This window comes from Phycicoccus jejuensis, assembly GCF_044797865.1.
Taxonomy (GTDB): domain Bacteria; phylum Actinomycetota; class Actinomycetes; order Actinomycetales; family Dermatophilaceae; genus Phycicoccus; species Phycicoccus jejuensis.
Genome location: NZ_CP085209.1, coordinates 1250672 through 1267828 on the forward strand (window position 1 = coordinate 1250672; position 17157 = coordinate 1267828).

15 protein-coding genes are annotated in these 17157 nt (G+C 75.2%); 7 read left to right on the forward strand and 8 right to left on the reverse strand.

The genetic code is table 11. The features are described from left to right. The first annotated feature begins 156 nt into the window (after positions 1-156). Entirely contained in the window at positions 157-600 is a 444-nt protein-coding gene (locus LG324_RS05985) for a MarR family winged helix-turn-helix transcriptional regulator (RefSeq protein WP_242525866.1), read from the forward strand. After that, complete coding sequence (locus LG324_RS05990) at positions 597-1904, forward strand: MFS transporter (protein ID WP_036830026.1); 1308 nt, start codon at positions 597-599, stop codon at positions 1902-1904. The genes LG324_RS05985 and LG324_RS05990 overlap by 4 nt, the downstream gene beginning before the upstream one ends. A gap of 98 nt (positions 1905-2002) precedes the next feature. Here the strand turns inward: LG324_RS05990 and LG324_RS05995 are convergent, their stop codons facing one another. From LG324_RS05995 to LG324_RS06015, 5 genes are all read right to left on the reverse strand, one after another. After that, a complete protein-coding gene (locus LG324_RS05995) occupies positions 2003-4075 on the reverse strand; it encodes an acyltransferase family protein (RefSeq protein ID WP_404352492.1) in 2073 nt (690 codons plus the stop codon). A 168-nt stretch (positions 4076-4243) separates the two neighbouring features. Beyond that, positions 4244-5371, reverse strand: coding sequence for a phosphoserine transaminase (gene serC, locus LG324_RS06000; RefSeq protein WP_404352493.1), 1128 nt, complete (start codon positions 5369-5371; stop codon positions 4244-4246). 108 nt (positions 5372-5479) lie between these two features. Further along, complete coding sequence (locus LG324_RS06005; protein WP_404352494.1) at positions 5480-7483, reverse strand: PQQ-dependent sugar dehydrogenase; 2004 nt, start codon at positions 7481-7483, stop codon at positions 5480-5482. 93 nt (positions 7484-7576) lie between these two features. Further along, positions 7577-8692 (reverse strand): citrate synthase 2, encoded by a 1116-nt coding sequence (locus LG324_RS06010; protein WP_030528649.1) that lies wholly within the window; start codon positions 8690-8692, stop codon positions 7577-7579. 129 nt (positions 8693-8821) lie between these two features. Beyond that, a complete protein-coding gene (locus tag LG324_RS06015) occupies positions 8822-9766 on the reverse strand; it encodes an NYN domain-containing protein (protein WP_404352496.1) in 945 nt (314 codons plus the stop codon). 66 nt (positions 9767-9832) lie between these two features. On the opposite strand from LG324_RS06015, the gene LG324_RS06020 reads away from it, so the two are divergent. After that, entirely contained in the window at positions 9833-11119 is a 1287-nt protein-coding gene (locus tag LG324_RS06020) for an MFS transporter (RefSeq protein ID WP_308279658.1), read from the forward strand. Positions 11120-11197: 78 nt separating this feature from the next. Continuing rightward, positions 11198-11875, forward strand: coding sequence for a pyridoxamine 5'-phosphate oxidase (pdxH, locus tag LG324_RS06025; protein WP_030528651.1), 678 nt, complete (start codon positions 11198-11200; stop codon positions 11873-11875). Positions 11876-11896: 21 nt separating this feature from the next. Here the strand turns inward: pdxH and LG324_RS06030 are convergent, their stop codons facing one another. From LG324_RS06030 to LG324_RS06040, 3 genes are all read right to left on the reverse strand, one after another. After that, positions 11897-12427 carry a hypothetical protein gene (locus LG324_RS06030; protein ID WP_404352497.1) on the reverse strand — a complete coding sequence of 177 codons (531 nt, stop codon included), beginning with the start codon at positions 12425-12427 and terminating at the stop codon, positions 11897-11899. A 159-nt stretch (positions 12428-12586) separates the two neighbouring features. Further along, on the reverse strand, positions 12587-13354 hold the full coding sequence (locus tag LG324_RS06035) for an SDR family NAD(P)-dependent oxidoreductase (RefSeq protein WP_404352499.1): 768 nt from the start codon (positions 13352-13354) through the stop codon (positions 12587-12589). Further along, the gene (locus LG324_RS06040; protein ID WP_404352500.1) at positions 13351-14031 is read right to left on the reverse strand and encodes a hypothetical protein; all 681 of its coding nucleotides are present in this window, start codon (positions 14029-14031) and stop codon (positions 13351-13353) included. The genes LG324_RS06035 and LG324_RS06040 overlap by 4 nt, the downstream gene beginning before the upstream one ends. A gap of 164 nt (positions 14032-14195) precedes the next feature. On the opposite strand from LG324_RS06040, the gene LG324_RS06045 reads away from it, so the two are divergent. From LG324_RS06045 to LG324_RS06055, 3 genes are all read left to right on the forward strand, one after another. Then, positions 14196-15386, forward strand: a complete 1191-nt coding sequence (locus tag LG324_RS06045; RefSeq protein ID WP_207024207.1) for an MFS transporter — start codon at positions 14196-14198, stop codon at positions 15384-15386. 60 nt (positions 15387-15446) lie between these two features. Beyond that, the gene (locus LG324_RS06050; RefSeq protein WP_030528656.1) at positions 15447-16145 is read left to right on the forward strand and encodes a metal-dependent transcriptional regulator; all 699 of its coding nucleotides are present in this window, start codon (positions 15447-15449) and stop codon (positions 16143-16145) included. A gap of 118 nt (positions 16146-16263) precedes the next feature. Next, a complete protein-coding gene (locus LG324_RS06055; protein WP_404352501.1) occupies positions 16264-17058 on the forward strand; it encodes a hypothetical protein in 795 nt (264 codons plus the stop codon). Positions 17059-17157 lie beyond the last annotated feature (99 nt).

A 17157-nucleotide genomic window follows, 5' to 3' on the forward strand; every position in this document is an offset into this window, starting at 1 on the left:
CCCCGAGGCGCCCGTCCCGCACCCCGCGGGGCGGGCGCCTCGACGTCCGGCGGGCTTGCGTGCGGATGCGGCCCCACGGCGCCGCCGGCGGTGGAATAGTTAGCCACGGTAATGAGTTGTGCTAACTACCGATGACGACCACCGCTGGAGAACACCGTGCCCGCACCCGCCCCGACGATGACCCGTACGCAGAAGGACCGCCTGACGAGCGACCTGCGCATGGTGTGCATGCGCATCTCGCGCCGGGTGCGCTTCGAGAGCTCGACCGACCTGGCGCCGCACCAGTTCTCCGCGCTCGTGCGCCTCGAGGACGGCCCGCGGACGCCGAAGGAGGTCGCCGAGATCGAGCAGGTGTCGGCGCCCAGCATGAGCCGCACGGTCAACGGGCTGGTCGAGCGCGGGCTCGTCGCCCGGGCGGACGACCCGACGGACGGCCGGCAGGTCATCCTCTCGCTGACCAAGGAGGGGCGCCGGGCCATCCGCGAGACCCGCAGGCGTCGCGACCAGTGGCTGGCGACCCGCCTGGAGCGGCTGACCGACGACGAGAGGGCGCTCCTCGCCGACGCGACCGCGCTGCTCGAACGGGTGGCCGCCGAATGAGCCCCACCTTCACCTCGCTCGAGATCCGCAACTACCGGCTGTGGTTCCTCGGCGGCTTCGTCTCCAACGTCGGCACCTGGGTCGGGCGCGTGGGCCAGGACTGGCTCGTCCTCACCGTCCTGACCGCCGGCTCCGCGACGGCGCTCGGCATCGTCACCGGCCTGCAGTTCCTCCCGTTCCTCCTCCTCGCGCCGTGGACCGGGCTCATCGCCGACCGCTTCTCGCGGCGCAGGATCCTCCTCGTGACCCAGAGCATGCTCGCGCTGACGAGCCTGGTGCTCGGGGTGCTCGCCGTGACGGGCGCCGCGCAGCTGTGGCACGTCTACGCGATCGCCCTCGTGCAGGGCGTGACGACGGCCATCGACAACCCGGCGCGGCAGGTCATCGTCTCCGAGATGGTGCCGCCCGAGAAGCTGTCGAACGCGGTCGCGCTCAACTCGGCGTCGTTCAACGCGGGCCGGCTCATCGGGCCGGGGGCCGCGGGCCTCATCATCGCGTGGTGGGGCACCGGCGAGGCGCTCCTGCTCAACACCCTGACCTTCGTCTTCGTGCTCGCCGCGCTGGCGATGCTCAACGTCTCGCAGCTGCGCTCGCCGCGCCGGGCCAAGGGTCGTGGCGGCATCCGCGAGGGCTTCGCCTACGTCAAGCAGCGGCGCGACATCCAGCTCGTCATGCTGCTCGTCTTCGTGCTCGGGACGTTCGGGATGAACTTCCAGATCACGATGGCGCTCATGGCCACGAAGGTCTTCGACAAGGGCGCCGGCGAGTTCGGGCTGCTCGGGTCGATCATGGCCGTCGGGTCGCTGACCGCCGCGCTGCTCTCGGCCCGGCGCAAGGAGCCGCGCCTGCGGGTGCTGCTCCTCGCGCTCGTCGGGTTCACCCTGTCGGCCACCGCGGCCGCCTCGGCGCCCTCGTACTGGCTGTTCGCGCTGGCGCTCGTGCCGGTCGGCCTCACCGCCCTCACGGCGATGACGACGGCCAACGCGATGGTCCAGACCCGCGTCGCCCCGGAGATGCGCGGCCGGGTCATGGCCCTCTACATGGCGATCTTCATGGGCGGCACGCCGGCCGGCGCCCCGCTCATCGGGTGGATCTCGGAGCAGTTCGGGCCGCGCTGGACCATCGGCATCGGGGCGGTCGCCGTCGGGCTGGCCCTGGTCGGTGTGTCGTTCTGGCTGGCCCGGGCGGAGAATGTCCGGGTGAGCTACGAGTCGCAGCGCCGCCCGCGCGTCAGCGTGACGACGGTGCCCAGCGCCGAGGACCGGGACGACAGCCGCGTGCCGGTGCCGGAGCCGGCGCGATGACGCCGCTGTTCCGCCGCCGGATGACGCTCGGGGTGCTCGCGGTGCTCGTCGTCGTGGCGGTCGTCTACGCCGTCGCGGGTCGCTGACCGACCCGCCGCTCAGCCGAGGGCGCGGTCGAGGGCCGCGGCGACCTCCGGCCGCAGGGTGCGGGCGAACGCCGTCGTCATGTGCCCGTGGTCGAAGTAGGCGATGAGGCCACCGACGACGACGTGGCAGCGCTCGGGGTCGCAGAACCGGTCCGTCGGGTCGAGGAGCGTGACGTCCTGGGAGGTGTCCCGCCCGGCAGCGACGGCGAGCGGGTCGGGCTCCAGCGCCTCCGCCCGGGGGTTGGCGCAGGCGGCGGGGTCGCCCTCGTGCTGCGCCACGCAGTCCGGGCCGTTGTCGACCGCCGACGGGACGTCGCGCACCACGACGACCCGGACGCCGGCGTCGGTGAGCCGCGCCAGGGTGCGGACGTACGCCGCCTCGAGCACCGGCTGGCGCCGGTCCGCGGGGACGTCGCGCGGCGGGCGGAAGGTGCGATTGCTCAGGACGACGACGTCGTAGCCGCCGCGCGCGACGGCGTCGAGCGCCCAGTCGGTCCACTGCCGGCAGGTCGTGGTCAGCCGGTCGGTGCCCGGGCCGAAGTCGAGCGGGACGTCGACCGGGTAGCACTCGGAGACGAGATAGGTGTCCAGCCGGCCACCGCGAGCGAGGACCTCGGGGGACAGGGCGGGCTCCCAGTGCCCGGCGTGGCTGTTGCCCAGCAGGGCCACGCGCAGGTCGGCGGCCTCCGGCCCGTACGAGCAGACCCGGTGCCGCGTGTACGGCCGGTTGGACCAGCAGTCGTCGGCGTACAGGCGTGAGCGGTCGGCCGCGGCGGAGGCGGGGGAGCTGAGCAGCCGCTCGCCCTCGACCGGCGTGCACCCCTGGCGCAGGGCGGCGGCCCCCACGCAGTCGTCCCCGATGGCCCCGGCCAGCGAGCGGGCCTCGGCGGCGCGCGCCTCGTCGGCCCGGACCACGACACCCACCCCCACGCCGGCGAAGAGGGCGGCGCTCGCCGCGGCGAGCGCGAAGCTGAGGCGCAGGCTGCCGACGAGGCGTGGTGAGCGGCGGGCGGGGTCCTCGACGAACCGTTTGGTGAGAGCGGCGACGAGCACGACCGCGGCGACGGCGAGCAGCTTCTCGACCCAGGTCAGCTCCCGGCCGAGGGCGTACGGGGCGATGACGACGACCGGCCAGTGCCAGAGGTAGACCGAGTAGGAGAGGTCGCCGAGGACCTGCGCCGGTCGCCGCGAGAGCAGCAGGCGGGGGGAGCCCGGCACGTCGTCGCCCGCGGCGGCGATGACGAGCACGGCGCCCACGGTCGGCAGCAGGGCCGCGTACCCCGGGAAGTCGGTGGCCCCGCTGAACAGGACGGTGGCGGCGGCCACCATCGCCAGGCCCAGCCAGCCGGCGACGGCCCGGGGCAGCGCGGCGCGCACACGCCACCCGCGGTGGGCCGCCACCGCGAGCAGCGAGCCCAGCCCGAGCTCCCAGATGCGGGTGTGCGTGACGAAGTACGCGCCCGCCGGGTCCGCGGAGGTGAGCACGACCGAGGCGACGAACGAGGCGGCGGTGACGACGAGGAGGCCACTCGCCCGCCACAGCAGCGGGCGGCGGCGCCCGACGAGCCCGAGGACGGCGAGCAGGACCGGCCACAGCACGTAGAACTGCTCCTCGACCGAGAGCGACCAGTAGTGCTGCACCGGGCTGGGCGCGTTCTCGGCCGCGAGGTAGTCGGTGGCCGAGCCGGCCAGCGCCCAGTTCTCGAGGGACAGCGCGGAGGCGCCGATCTCGCGGGCGACACCCGGCAGGAGGGAGGACGGCATCCACGCGAGGGAGGCGAGCAGCGTCGCGAGCAGCACCACGGACGCCGCGGGCAGCAGGCGCCGCACCCGTCTCGCCCAGAACACGGCGAGGTCCCTCGGCCCGGACGGCGGGCGGGTCAGCAGGTGCGAAGAGATGAGGAACCCGGAGATGACGAAGAAGACGTCCACCCCGACGTAGCCGCCGGTCAGGCCGCCCGGCCAGAAGTGGTAGACGAGCACGACGAGGACCGCGACGGCGCGCAGGCCCTGGATGTCGGACCGGACCGCGGTGGGTGGCGCGGGCGTCGCGGGCGGTGCCGACGCGGGGGCAGGGGTGGGCATGGCTGGTGGGTGCCTCGTGCACAGGGGTGGGGTGGTGGGGCGCCGACCATCGTAGGACCGTCGGGGCCCTGCCAGGACCGCGCGAGCCGCCCCGCCCGCCGGGGGTCGGCGGGCGGGGCGGCTCGGGGGTGCGTCGGGGCCGGCCCGTGGGCGGGCCGGCGCGAGGGGTCAGGCCAGGCGCTCGACCACGTGCTCGACCGACGCGATGAGGCGGCTCACGTCCTCGGGCTCGACGGCGGGGAAGCAGGCGACGCGCAGCTGGTTGCGGCCGAGCTTGCGGTACGGCTCGACGTCGACGACGCCGTGCGCCCGCAGGGTCTTCGCGACCGCCGAGGCGTCGACCGCGTCGTCGAAGTCGATGGTCGCGACGACCTGGCTGCGGTGGGAGGGGTCGGTGACGTAGGGGCTCGTGTACTCGGTGCGCTCGGCCCACTCGTAGAGGCGCCCGCTGGAGTCGGCGGTGCGGCCGGTGGCCCAGTCGAGGCCGCCGTTCTCGTTGAGCCACTCGACCTGGTTGGCGAGCATCGCGAGGGTCGCGACGGCCGGGGTGTTGTAGGTCTGGTCCTTGCGCGAGTTGTCGATCGCGGTCGGGAGGCTGAAGAAGTCGGGCACCCAGCGGCCGGAGGCGGCGATCTCGTCGACCCGGGCGAGCGCCGCGGGCGAGAAGAGGCCGAGCCAGAGGCCACCGTCGGAGGCGAAGGACTTCTGGGGCGCGAAGTAGTAGACGTCGGCCTGCGAGACGTCGACCGGGAGGCCGCCGGCGCCCGAGGTGGCGTCGACGAGCAGGAGCGCGTCGTCGTCGGCGCCCTCGACCCGGCGGACCGGGGCCATGACGCCGGTGCTCGTCTCGTTGTGCGCCCACGCGTAGGTGTCGACACCGGCCTCGGCGACCGGGTCCGGGCGGCTGCCCGGCTCGCTCGTGATGATCGTCGGGTCGCCGAGGAAGGGCGCCTTCTTCGTGACGGAGCCGAACTTGCTCGAGAACTCGCCGAACGCGAGGTGCTGGGCGCGGTCGCGGACCAGGCCGAAGGCGGCGATGTCCCAGAACGCGGTCGAGCCGCCGTTGCCGAGGACCACCTCGTAGCCCTCGGGGAGGTCGAAGAACGTCGCGAGGCCCTCGCGGACCGACTTCACGAGGTTCTTGACCGGGGCCTGGCGGTGCGAGGTGCCGAGCACCGTGCGACCGATGGCGGAGAGGGCCTCCACCTGCGCCGGGCGGACCTTGGAGGGTCCGGACCCGAAGCGACCGTCGTGGGGCAGCAGGTCGGCGGGGATGGTGATCTGGGCGTCGCTCACGTGTCTCTCCGTGGTCGGGTCGGGCCGTCTGGGCGTTCCCATCCTCACCGACGCTGCCCACATGGTGAGCGGCGGGTCCAGTCCGTGGTCGTGACGACCCCGGGTCGCTCAGCGCACGGTGCCGCCGAGCCATCGGCTGCCGTACCCGGACGGGCCCCCGGAGGTGACCGACAGGGCGCCGCTCAGGCTGCGACCGGCGAGCAGGTAGCTGCCGTCGGGCCGCGAGACGATGTCGCCCGCGGAGGTCCAGCGCGAGGGTGTGGCGACGACGAGCGACCCGCGCTGCACGACGACGGCCCCGTCGGCGGCGACCCCGACGGCCAGCCGTGGTCGCCCCGGCCACACGTCGCCGAGCGCGCGGTCGGACCAGCCCGAGAGCCCGTCGGACCGGAAGGCCCAGGTCCCGAGGGTGGCGGTCGGCGAGAACTCGCGCTCGGTGCTCGCGCCGGACAGGCTGCGCCCGGTGACGGTGACGACCCCACGGGCGGGGTCGGCGGCCGCGGACAGCCCCGAGGTGAACGTCCCGCCGACGTACGTCCAGGCTCCCCAGCGGGCGCCGTCGAAGTGCCGGCGGTTGAGGTGCCCCGCGGGGGAGAGCGCGAAGACGTCGAGCGTGCCGTCGCCGAGGGAGGTGACGTGCTGGGTGATGACCGAGCCGCCGAGGTCGGTCGAGCCCAGCCGCCGGCCCCTCGAGAACCAGGAGTGCACGACGCCCCCGGACGCGGAACGGGTCACGAGGTCGACGCGCCCGGCCCGCGAGGAGGCGGCCGAGGGCGCATCCGTCGTCGTGACGCCGGTGGCGGCGGCCGCCGCCCACGACGCGCCGTCGTCGGTGCTGCGGCGCAGCAGCACGGCGTCCCCGGTGCTGCGGTAGAAGAGGTCGACCTCGGAGCCGGTCCGGGCCAGCGCCACGCCGGTGGGCGAGACGAGCCTCCCCCCGGCGACGGCGGGCGGCTTCGCGGTCGGGGCGACCCGGACGATGCGGTCGTCGGTGCCGTTGGACGTCGTGAACCACAGGGCGCCGTCGGGTCCCTCGACCATCGCCCGGATGCGCCCGAAGCCCTGCGCCTGGGGCAGCGGGACCACCTGGACGACGCGGCTCGCCGACGGCGTCGGGTCCATCCGCATGAGCGAGATGCCCTGGCCCTTGAGCAGCGCGACGGCGAGGCTGCCGCGCCAGGCGCCCCAGGCCGGCGAGGAGAGGAAGGTCGCCCCGCTCGTCGCGACGGTCGGGGACCCCGAGGACCACATCGCCCGGCGGGCCGACGGGAACTTCGTGAGGTCGGTCATCGGGCGGGACTCGTCGTACCCGGGCACCGGGTCCCAGCCGTAGTTGGCCCCCTTGACGAGGAGGTTCACCTCGTCGTCGCGGCTCGTGCCGTGCTCGACGGACCACATCTCGCTCGTGCCGGGGCGCAGCGCCAGGCCCTGGACGTTGCGGTGGCCGGAGGTCCAGACGTAGCGGGCGTTGCCGCCGCGCGCGACGTACGGGTTGTCCGCGGGGATGCTGCCGTCGGCGTTCACGCGCAGGACCTTGCCGCCGAGCGAGGAGAGGTTCTGCGGGTTGGTACCGACCGCCGCGTCACCGGTGCCGACGTAGAGCTTTCCGTCGGCGCCGAAGCGCAGCCGGCACCCGGAGTGGCGCCCGCTCGAGAGGGGCAGACCGGTGACGACCGGGGCGCCGTCGGAGGTGGCCGCCGTGTCGCTCGTGAGGCGCCAGCGCAGGACGCGCACGTCGAGCGGCCGGCCGGCCCCGTCGCGGACCGCCTGGCAGGTGTAGAAGCGGCGGTTGGTCGCGGCCGCGGGGTCGGCGACCATCCCGAGCAGGCCGCCCTCGCTCTCGGCGAAGATCGACGGGAACCCGCTGAGGCGCACCTGCCGCGGCGCCGCCGACCCGCGCCTGCTCCACACGGTGCCCGCCCGCTGGTCGAAGAGCATGAGGTCGCCGACCCACGTGAGGTCCCACGGGATGCTCAGGCCGCGGACGACGGTCGTCACCTGCACCGAGGGGGCGGCGACCGCGGTGGGTGCGGGCGCCGCCACCGTCAGCGCAGCGGCACCCAGGAGGGCGGCGACGAGGGCCAGCGGGGACGCGGTGCGGGGACGGGGCACGGGACCTCCCGGGGCCGTGGCCGGCGCACGTGGCCGACCTGCCCGGCGAGCGTACGTCCGCGTGCCCCGGCCCGCGAGCGGGAGCGCGCCGCCTCAGTCCTTGGCGCGGTAGCCCGCGACCTCCGAGAGGGGACGCTCGCCCGGGCCGACGTAGCGCGAGCTCGGGCGGATGAGGCGGCCGGTGCGCTTCTGCTCGAGGATGTGCGCCGACCAGCCGGCGGTGCGGGCGGCGACGAACAGCGGCGTCATCATGTCGCCCGGGACCTCGGCGAAGTCGAGGAGGACCGCGGCCCAGAAGTCGACGTTGGTCTCCATCCGGCGCTCGGGGTAGCGCTCGGCGAGCTCGGCGATGGCCGCCTTCTCGAGCTCGAGCGCGACCTCGTAGCGCGGGGCGCCGAGCCGCTTGCAGGTGTCGCGGAGCACGGCGGCGCGCGGGTCGTAGGCCCGGTAGACGCGGTGCCCGAAGCCCATGAGGCGCTCCTTGCGGTCGAAGACGCCCTTGACGTACTTGACCGCGTCGCCCGTCTGCTCGACCCCCTCGATCATGTGCTGCGCGCGGCTCGGGGCCCCGCCGTGCAGCGGCCCGGACAGGGCGCCGATCGCGCCGGAGAGGCAGGCGGCGACGTCGGCGCCGGTCGAGGCGATGACGCGCGCGGTGAAGGTCGAGGCGTTGACGCCGTGCTCGGCCGCGGAGATGAAGTAGGCGTCGATGGCCTCGACGTGCTTCGGGTCCGGCTCGCCGCGCCAGCGGATCATGAACCGCTCGGGGATGGTGCGGCCCTTGTCGACCTCGGACTGCGGGACCATCGGGCGGCCCTGGCCGTGGGCGGACTGGCCGATGAACGAGATCGCCATGACCGAGGCGCGGGCGAGGTCGTCGCGGGCCTGCGCGTCGTCGATGTCGAGGAGCGGCTCGAACCCCCAGACGGTGGCCAGCTGGGCGATGGCCGACTGGACGTCGACCCGGATGTCGCCGGTGTGCACCGGCAGCGGGAAGGGCTCGGCGGGCGGCAGGCCCGGGTCCATCTCGCCGTCGACGAGCAGCCCCCACACCTGTCCGAAGGACACGGTGCCGACGAGGTCGTTGATGTCGACCCCGCGGTAGCGCAGCGCCCCGCCCTCCTTGTCGGGCTCGGCGATCTCGCTCTCGAAGGCGATGACGCCCTCGAGTCCGGGATAGAAGTTCGGGTCGTCCGTGGTGCTGGGCATCGAATCCCCGTTCGCTCGTCGTCCTTGTCGGGCTGGCCCATTGTGCACGGCGGGGTGCCCGGGCCGGACCGGTTGGACCGGTCGGTGGGACGGTGTCGTCGGCGGCCGGTCGTGCGGCCCGCCGAACGGTCAGCCGGCGCGGGGGTCGCGGACCGCCATGTCGGGGGAGCCGGCGTCGCGGATCTCGAAGAGCTCCGAGGCCTCGATGAGCTTGCTCAGCTTCGCGTAGCCGTAGTTGCGCGAGTCGAACGAGGACTGGTTGGAGATGCGCTGGCCGACCGTGCCGATCTTCGCCCAGCCCGAGTCGTCGGCCGCGCTCTCCACGGCCCGGCGCAGCAGCGCGACGAGTCGGTTGTCGCCGCGCAGCTGGGCGCGGGTCGCGCGCTCGGGGGGCGGGTTGCCGTTCTTCGCGCTGGCGCGGGTGGTCCTGGCCGGGGCCTTGGCCGCCTTCGTGGCCTTCGCGGTGGTCCGGCGCGGGGCGTCCGCGTCCGCGTCGTCGTCCGCGACGATGGCCACGGTCGCCGTACCGGCCGTCGTGGCCTTCTTCGTCGCCCGGCGGGGGCTGCGGGTGCTCGCCGCCTCGGTGGCCGCCTCGTCCGTGGTGTCCGCGGCCTCGGTCGCGTCCGCCTGGCCGCTCGGGGCCGAGAGCCGGTCGAGGACGAGGAAGCGGGTGCAGGCGCTCTGGAACGGCGCCGGCGTCTTGGAGTCCCCGAACCCGTAGACCGCGACGCCGTGCTCGCGCAGGTGCATGACGAGCGGGGTGAAGTCGGAGTCCGACGAGACGATGGCGAAGGCGTCCGGCCGCTGCGTGTGGAGGATCTCGACCGCGTCGACCGCGAGGGCCATGTCGCTGGCGTTCTTGCCCTTGGAGGGGTCGAACTGCTGCATCGGCCGGATCGCGTTCTCGTGGAGGATCTCCTGCCAGCCCTTGAGCTCGGACTTGGTCCAGTTGCCGTAGGCGCGGCGGATGGTCGTCTCGCCGAGGCCGGCCAGCTCGTTGAGGATGACGTCGAGCCGGCGGGCGCGGGCGTTGTCGGCGTCGATGAGCAGCGCGATCCGCGCGTCGTCCGTCATGGTCGCGAGGCTACGCGGGCGCACCGCGCGGCGGGGCCGGTCCGTCCCGTGGGGGATGATGCGCCGGTGCTGCGCTCCCTCCTCCCGGACCTCACCCCCTTCCGGGAGAACCGGGACTACCGGCGGCTGTGGACCGGGTTCACGCTGTCGAACGTCGGCTCGCAGATGGCGGTCGTCGCGGTCGGGCTGCAGGTCTACGACCTCACGGGCTCGACGGCGTCGGTGGGGCTCGTCGGGCTCTTCGCGCTCGTCCCGCTCGTCGTCATGGGCCTCTACGGCGGCGCGCTCGCCGACCACCACGACCGCCGGCTCGTCGGTCTCGTCGCGACGCTGGTCGCCAGCGCGACGAGCCTCGTCGCGGCCGCCCAGGCGTGGGCCGGCAACACGTCGGTCTGGCTGCTCTACGGCATCGTCGCGGTCTGGAACGGCGCCTTCGCCGTCTCGTCGCCGGCGCGCACGAGCATCTACCCGCGCATCCTCGAGCCGGCGCAGCTGCCGGCCGCCAACGCGCTGTCGGTCTTCGCGATGAACACGGCGATGACGGCCGGGCCGCTGCTCGCCGGCGTGCTCGTGGACCGGGGCGGCTACCGGCTGGCCTACACCGCGGACGCCGTGCTCACCCTCGCCGCGGTGACGAGCCTCTGGCGGCTGCACCCGATCCCGCCCGACCGCTCCGACGCCGGGGACGACGGGCCGCGGCGGGTGGGGCTGCGCTCGGTGCTCGACGGGTTCGGGTTCCTGCGCACGGCCCCCAACGTGCGGATGACCTTCGTCGCCGACATCGCGGCGATGCTGCTCGCGCAGCCGCGCGTGCTGTTCCCGGCGGCCGGGGCGGTGATCCTGGGCGGCGGCGCCACGACGGTCGGGGCGCTCTACGCGGCGACCGCCGTCGGGGGCATCCTCGCGATGACGCTCTCGGGCCGGCTCGGCGGAGTGCGCCGGCAGGGCCTGGCGATCATGGTGAGCGTCGCCGGCTGGGGCGTCGGCATCAGCGGGCTCGGCGTCGCGCTGCTCGCCGCCGACGGGCTCGTGTCGCGCGAGCACGCGCTGCTGCTGGCCCTCGCGGCGATGGCCGTCGCGGGCGCGGCCGACGCGGTGAGCGCCGTCTTCCGGACGACGATCCTCCAGTCCGCGGCGCCGGACCGGATGCGCGGGCGGCTGCAGGGCGTCTTCATCGTCGTCGTGGCCGGTGGCCCGCGGCTCGGCGAGCTCGCCGGGGGCGGGGTGGCCGAGCGCGTCGGCGAGGGGTGGACCGCCGTGGGCGGCGGGCTCGCGTGCGTCGCCGCCGTCGTGCTGCTGTCGGTGTGGCAGCCCGGGTTCCTGCGCTACGACGCGCGGCGGCCGACCCCCTGAGCAGCAGGCCTGTACGGCGGGGACGGCGGTCGTGCCGAAGGCCGTTCGGGCCGGGGTGGCCCGTCCTAGGGTGGCGCCATGGACCCACGACGCATCGACTACTCCGGTGACGGGCTCGCCGAGGAGCAGCTGCTGGAGACCCCCTTCGCCCAGGTGAGCGCCTGGGTCGACGACGCGGTCCGGCGCTCGGACGAGCAGGGCGACGTCGTCGAGCCGCTGGCCGCGTCCGTCGCCACGGTCGACTCGACGGGGCACCCCAACGTCCGGACCGTGCTCCTGCGCTTCCTCGACGAGCAGGGGCCCGGCTTCGTCACGGCCCTGACCTCGACCAAGGGCCGCGAGCTGACGGCCACCCCGTACGCGGCCGCCGGGCTGACGTGGGCCGCGATGTACCGCGCGGTCCGGTTCCGCGGCAGGGCGGTCCAGCTCGAGCGCGACGCCGTCGAGGAGTACTGGGCGTCGCGGCCGTGGGGCTCGCGCATCTCGGCGTGGGCGTCGGACCAGTCGCGTCCGGTCGGCTCGCGCGAGGACCTCGAGGCCGCCTACCGTGCGCGGGCCGAGGAGTTCCCCGACCACGGGTCACCCGACGACGTGCCGCTGCCCGACTTCTGGGGCGGCTTCCGCATCGTCTGCGACGAGGTCGAGCTGTGGGCCGGCCGCCGCAACCGGCTGCACGACCGCATCGTCTACACGCGCGTCGGCGAGGGCGACCTGTCGGACGCCGCGTCGTGGGAGGTCTCGCGCCGCCAGCCGTGACCGGCCGGGCCGGGGCGGTGCTCAGCCGCGCTCGCGGACAGCCGTGAGGAACCCGGCGGCCTTGCGGCGCACCGACGCCGAGCGGTGGGTGGTCTGCACCTCGAGCAGGGCGACGACGTCGTCGGTGGCGACGTGCCCGTCGTGGTGCAGCCCGACGAGCGTGCCCATCGACTGCGCCGCGACGATCCAGTCGACGTCGGCGGTCCGCAGCCGGTCGGTGAGCCACCGGACTGCCCTCGCCCGCTGGTCGTCGTCGAGGTCGAGGAGCGCGAGCAGCTGGGCGACGTGCCACTGGACGGACGGCTGCCCGCTGCGCGTCAGGTCGTCGAGGACGTGGGGGAGGTACGGCTGCCCGAGGGCCGGCCGCTCGCGGACGAGCTTCTCGACGGTGTCGACGGCGCGCATCCGGACCCACGGGTCGTCGTGGGAGATGCACGCGACGAGCTCGTCGAGGCGCGCGGGGTCGTCGCGCAGCAGCGCGAGCACCTCGCCGGCGCGGCCGAGCGAGTTCGAGCGGCCCCCGGCGGCGAGGACCTCGGCGAACGGCTCCACGCCGCCGAGCGTAGGCCCGGGTGCGCTGTGCGCGGGAAGGGTGCGCCTCGCCCGGGAACGGTTCCGGGGTGAGGCGCGGTCGTATCGGGTGACCCGATACGCGAGGGACGGGTGGGGTGCCCGGAGGTGCGGGGTCGTGGGGGGTGGGGCTGCGCCGGGTCAGGACGGGACGCGGTGGACCTTGTGCGGCGCGGCCTGGGCGCGGGGCTTGATGACGAGGAGGTCGACGTTGACGTGCGCCGGCCGGGTGGCGACCCACGCGACGGCGTCGGCGACGTCCTCGGCGACGAGCGGTCCGGGCACGCCCTCGTAGACCTTGTCGGCACGCTCCCGGTCGCCGTCGAAGCGGGTGAGCGAGAACTCCTCGGTGTGCACCATGCCCGGCGCGACGAGGGTGATGCGCACCGGCTGGTCGACGAGCTCGAGCCGCAGCGTCTCGGTCATCACGTGGACCCCGTGCTTGGCGACGGTGTACCCGCCGCCGCCCTCGTAGGCGACGAGCCCGGCGACCGAACCGACGTTGACGACGACGCCCTCGCCGTCCGCGACGAGCGCGGGCAGCAGCGCCTTGGTCACCTGCAACGTGCCGAGGACGTTCGTGTCGTACATCCGCCGCCACTTCTCGACGTCCGCGGCGGCGACGGGCTCGAGCCCGAGGGCGCCCCCGGCGTTGTTGACGAGGACCGCGACCCGGTCGCCGGCGGCCTGCACGAGCCGCTCGACGTCGGCGGGGACGGTGACGTCGCAGGCGACGGCGACGCCGTCGAGCTCGGCGGCGAGGGCCTCGACCCGGTCGGCGCGGCGCGCGGCGCAGACCACCCGGAAGCCGTCGGCGGCCAGCCGCCGGGCGGTGGCGGCGCCGATGCCGCTGCTCGCGCCGGTGACGACGGCGACGGGGCGCTCGGCCCCGGTGGACGAGGTGCTCACGGCTGCTCCTTGGGGCGGACGGACGCGGGGTCGACGGCGACCCAGGTGGCCTCGGCGCGGCCGAGCATCTCGCCGTCGGGGGCGTGGAGGGTGCTGGCCGACCAGTGTCGGCGCCCCTCGGCGCCCCGCTGCCAGGCGGTGACGACGAGGCGCTCGCCCGGCGCCGGCACCCGCCAGACGCGGGCGGTCATCGTCCCGAGGACCATCGGCCGCCCGGCGATCCCGGCCGACCAGCCGCCGGGGCAGTCGAGCGCGGCCCAGACGACGGCGCGGTCGACGTCGTCCGGCACGGTCCACGGCGCCGCGTAGCGGCCGGTGCCGTCGTCGAGGGGGCCGGGGCGCAGCCGGAGGCCGTCGCCCTCGGCACGCCCGGTGCCGCAGGAGAAGCAGGTGGGGAAGGGGTGGTCGGCCGCGCCCTCGTAGCGGTCCTGCGCCGCGTCGGCCTCGTCCGGGGAGGCGGGGGAGGGCACGGTCTCGTCGAGCTCGGGGACCGCGGTCCCGGTCGCGACGAGGACGTCGCCGTCGAGCAGGCGCAGCACGGAGGTGCCGGTCAGCGGGTCCGGGTCGTCGCCGACGACGGCCATCGGCCGGTCCAGGGGCGGCGGCGCGGACAGGCGTACGCTCACGGCGGGCAGGGCGCCGGAGGTGCGGACGTGGGCGGCGAGCGAGCCGCTCACCCACCCGCCGTTCCCGGACTCGGGGGGCCCGCAGAAACGGCGGGGGACGGTCAGCTCCACCCGGTCAACGTACCCACGCGCTCGCGGCCCGTCCTGTTGCGTGCGTCACGCGGACGTGGTTGTCTCGACGTAAACAATCTTGATGTCAAGAGACAGGAGGGCGGATGGGCGACGCGGAGTTCTCGCTGCGCCGGATCGCCGTGCCCGCCTTCGGACCGACGGCCCTGTGGTCGGTCGGCATCGGCGCGGTCCTGCCGGTCATCGCCCTCAGCGCCCGCGACCTCGGGGCCTCGGTCTCGGTGGCGGCGCTGTTCGTCGGCATCGGCACGGTCTCCGAGCTCGTCTCGGCGGTCCCCGCCGGCGTCGTCGTCGACCGGCTGGGGGAGCGGCGGGCCCTCGTGCTCGCCGGGCTCGCCGACGCGGCCGCCTCCCTGCTCGCGCTGCTCGCCCCGTCGCTGTGGGTCCTCGCGCTCGCCGTCGTGCTCACCGGGCCGACCGGTGCCGTCTTCCTCCTCGCCCGCCAGTCCTTCCTCACCGCCGCCGCGCCGGTCCACCTCCGGGCCCGGGCGATGTCGACGCTCGGCGGGGTCGCGCGGATCGGGCTGTTCGTCGGGCCGTTCATCGGTGCGCCCCTCGTCGCGGTCTTCTCGCCCCAGGCGGCCTTCGGGGTCGCGGTGGCGGGCGGGCTGGCCGCGGCGGCGCTGGCCGCGGCCTCCCCGGACCTCGGCGCGCACGCCCGCGGGTCCGGCGCCGAGGCGAGGGCGGAGCGCGTGCCCGTCCGCGAGGTCGCGCGGCGGCACCGGGCGGTCCTGCTCACCGTCGGGGTCGGGGTGCTGGCCATCGGCCTGGCCCGCTCCTCGCGGGTCGTCGTCGTCCCGCTGTGGGCCGAGCACGTCGGGCTCACCGCGGCGCAGACCTCCCTCGTCTTCGGGGTCGCCGGCCTCGTCGAGGTCCTCCTCTTCTACCCGGCGGGCTCGCTGATGGACCGCCGCGGGCGCATCTGGGTCGCCCTCCCCGTCACCGTGCTCCTCGGGATCGGCCTGCTCGTCCTCCCGCTGACGAGCACGCTCCTCGCCGTGGGGGCGGTGGCCGTCGTCATGGCGGTCGGCAACGGCCTGGGGTCCGGGATCGTCATGACGCTCGGCGCCGACGCCGCGCCGGAGCAGGGACGGGCGCCCTTCCTCGGCCTCTGGCGGCTCCTCTCGCTCGTCGGCCACAACGGCGCCTCGATCGTCGTCGGGGCGCTGGCGGCGGTCGCGTCCATCGGGGCCGCGAGCGTCACCGTCGGGGTCCTCACCGTGGCCGGCGGGGCGTGGCTGCTGCGCTGGCTGCCGCGCTACGAGCCCGAGCGCTGAGCGGCGCCGGACCGGTCGGCGCGGACGGGCCCGACGGCAGGTCAGATTAGGCTTGCCTGCGTGACCGACCTCATCGACACCACGGAGATGTACCTCCGCACCATCTTCGAGCTCGAGGAGGAGGGCATCACGCCGCTGCGGGCCCGGATCGCCGAGCGCCTCGGCCACTCGGGACCGACGGTGTCGCAGACCGTCGCCCGGATGGAGCGCGACGGCCTCCTCGCCGTCGCCGGCGACCGCCACCTCGAGCTGAGCGACGAGGGGCGCCTCCTCGCGACCCGGGTGATGCGCAAGCACCGGATCGCCGAGCGGCTGCTCGTCGACGTCATCGGCCTCGAGTGGGAGTACGTGCACGACGAGGCGTGCCGCTGGGAGCACGTGATGTCCGACCGCGTCGAGCGCAAGATCCTCGCGATCCTCCCCGACCACCTCGAGTCGCCCTACGGCAACCCGATCCCCGGCCTCGACGAGCTCGGCGAGTCCGGCGAGGTCGTCGACTTCCGCTCCGGGCTGCGCACCCTCGACGAGGTCGCCGGCGCCGAGACGCAGGCCGTCGTCGTGCGGCGGATCGGTGAGCCCGTGCAGGTCGACCACGAGGCGTTGTCCCTGCTCACGAGTGCCGGGCTGCTGCCCGGGCAGCCCGCGCGGGTGCGCCGCGACGGCGTCCGCGTCGTCGTCTTCCGCGAGGGCGCCGAGGAGGCCACCGGGGTGTCCCTGCCGGTCGACATCGCCGGCCACGTCTTCGTCGCCCCGGCCTGACCGGACGGCCCCGTCGCGCTCGGTCGACCGGCCCCGGCGCGTTACCGAAACGTGACTTCGCGCGACGGCTCACGTACGGTGGCCGCTGAGCCGTACCCGCCCCGGAAGTAGATCTGCTGTGCCCTCACCCTCTCGTACCCCCGGTCGCCGCCGTGCGCCCGGCCGCGTCCGACGACTCCCCGACGGCCTCTCGCGCCGCGGTGCGTCGTGGGCCCTCAAGTCCGCCGCCGGCCTCTGCGTGGTCGGCGGTGCGGCCGTCGCCCTGACCGTCCCCGCCGAGCTCGCCGACGCCGAGACCGAGCCCACGACGGCGCTCGCCGCCGTCGACGCCGGGGTCGCGGCCGCGGTCGCCGACCGCTCGGCCGACGCCCCCGCCGCGCGCTCGGCCCGCCGCGAGGCGGCGCCCGCCGCCGTCGCGCCGGCCGGCGCCGCGCCGGTGCGCCCCGACGCCCTCGGGGTCGCCGGTGTCACCGCCGTCGCCAAGCCGAAGCCCAAGCCCACCCCGAAGGCCACCCAGAAGGCCGTCGGCTCCTCGGCCACCGGATCCTCCGCCCCCGCGGCCGGGTCCTGGAACGGGGCGACGACGTCCCGGTGCTCGGGCATCGGGCTCATCCCGAACGCCGTGCGGCTGTGTTCCGCCGTGGACTCGGCCATCGGCCCGCCGACGATCGGCGGCCGCCGCGCGAGCGCCGACGAGCACGGGACCGGCCAGGCGATCGACTTCATGACGAGCAGCGCCCAGGGCGACGCCATCGCCGCGTACGTCCAGGCGCACGTCAGCGAGTTCGACGTCAAGTACCTCATCTGGAAGCAGCGCTACTGGGCGCCGGGCGAGGGCTGGAAGCTCATGGAGGACCGCGGGTCCGCCACCCAGAACCACTACGACCACGTCCACGTGACCGTCAACTACTGACGGACCGCGCCGGCGAGGTCATGCGACGCCGCTCCCGACCGGGGGCGGCGTCGCGCCGTGCGGGCGGTCGGCGCGACATCGTTGTCATCGTGGCCGCAC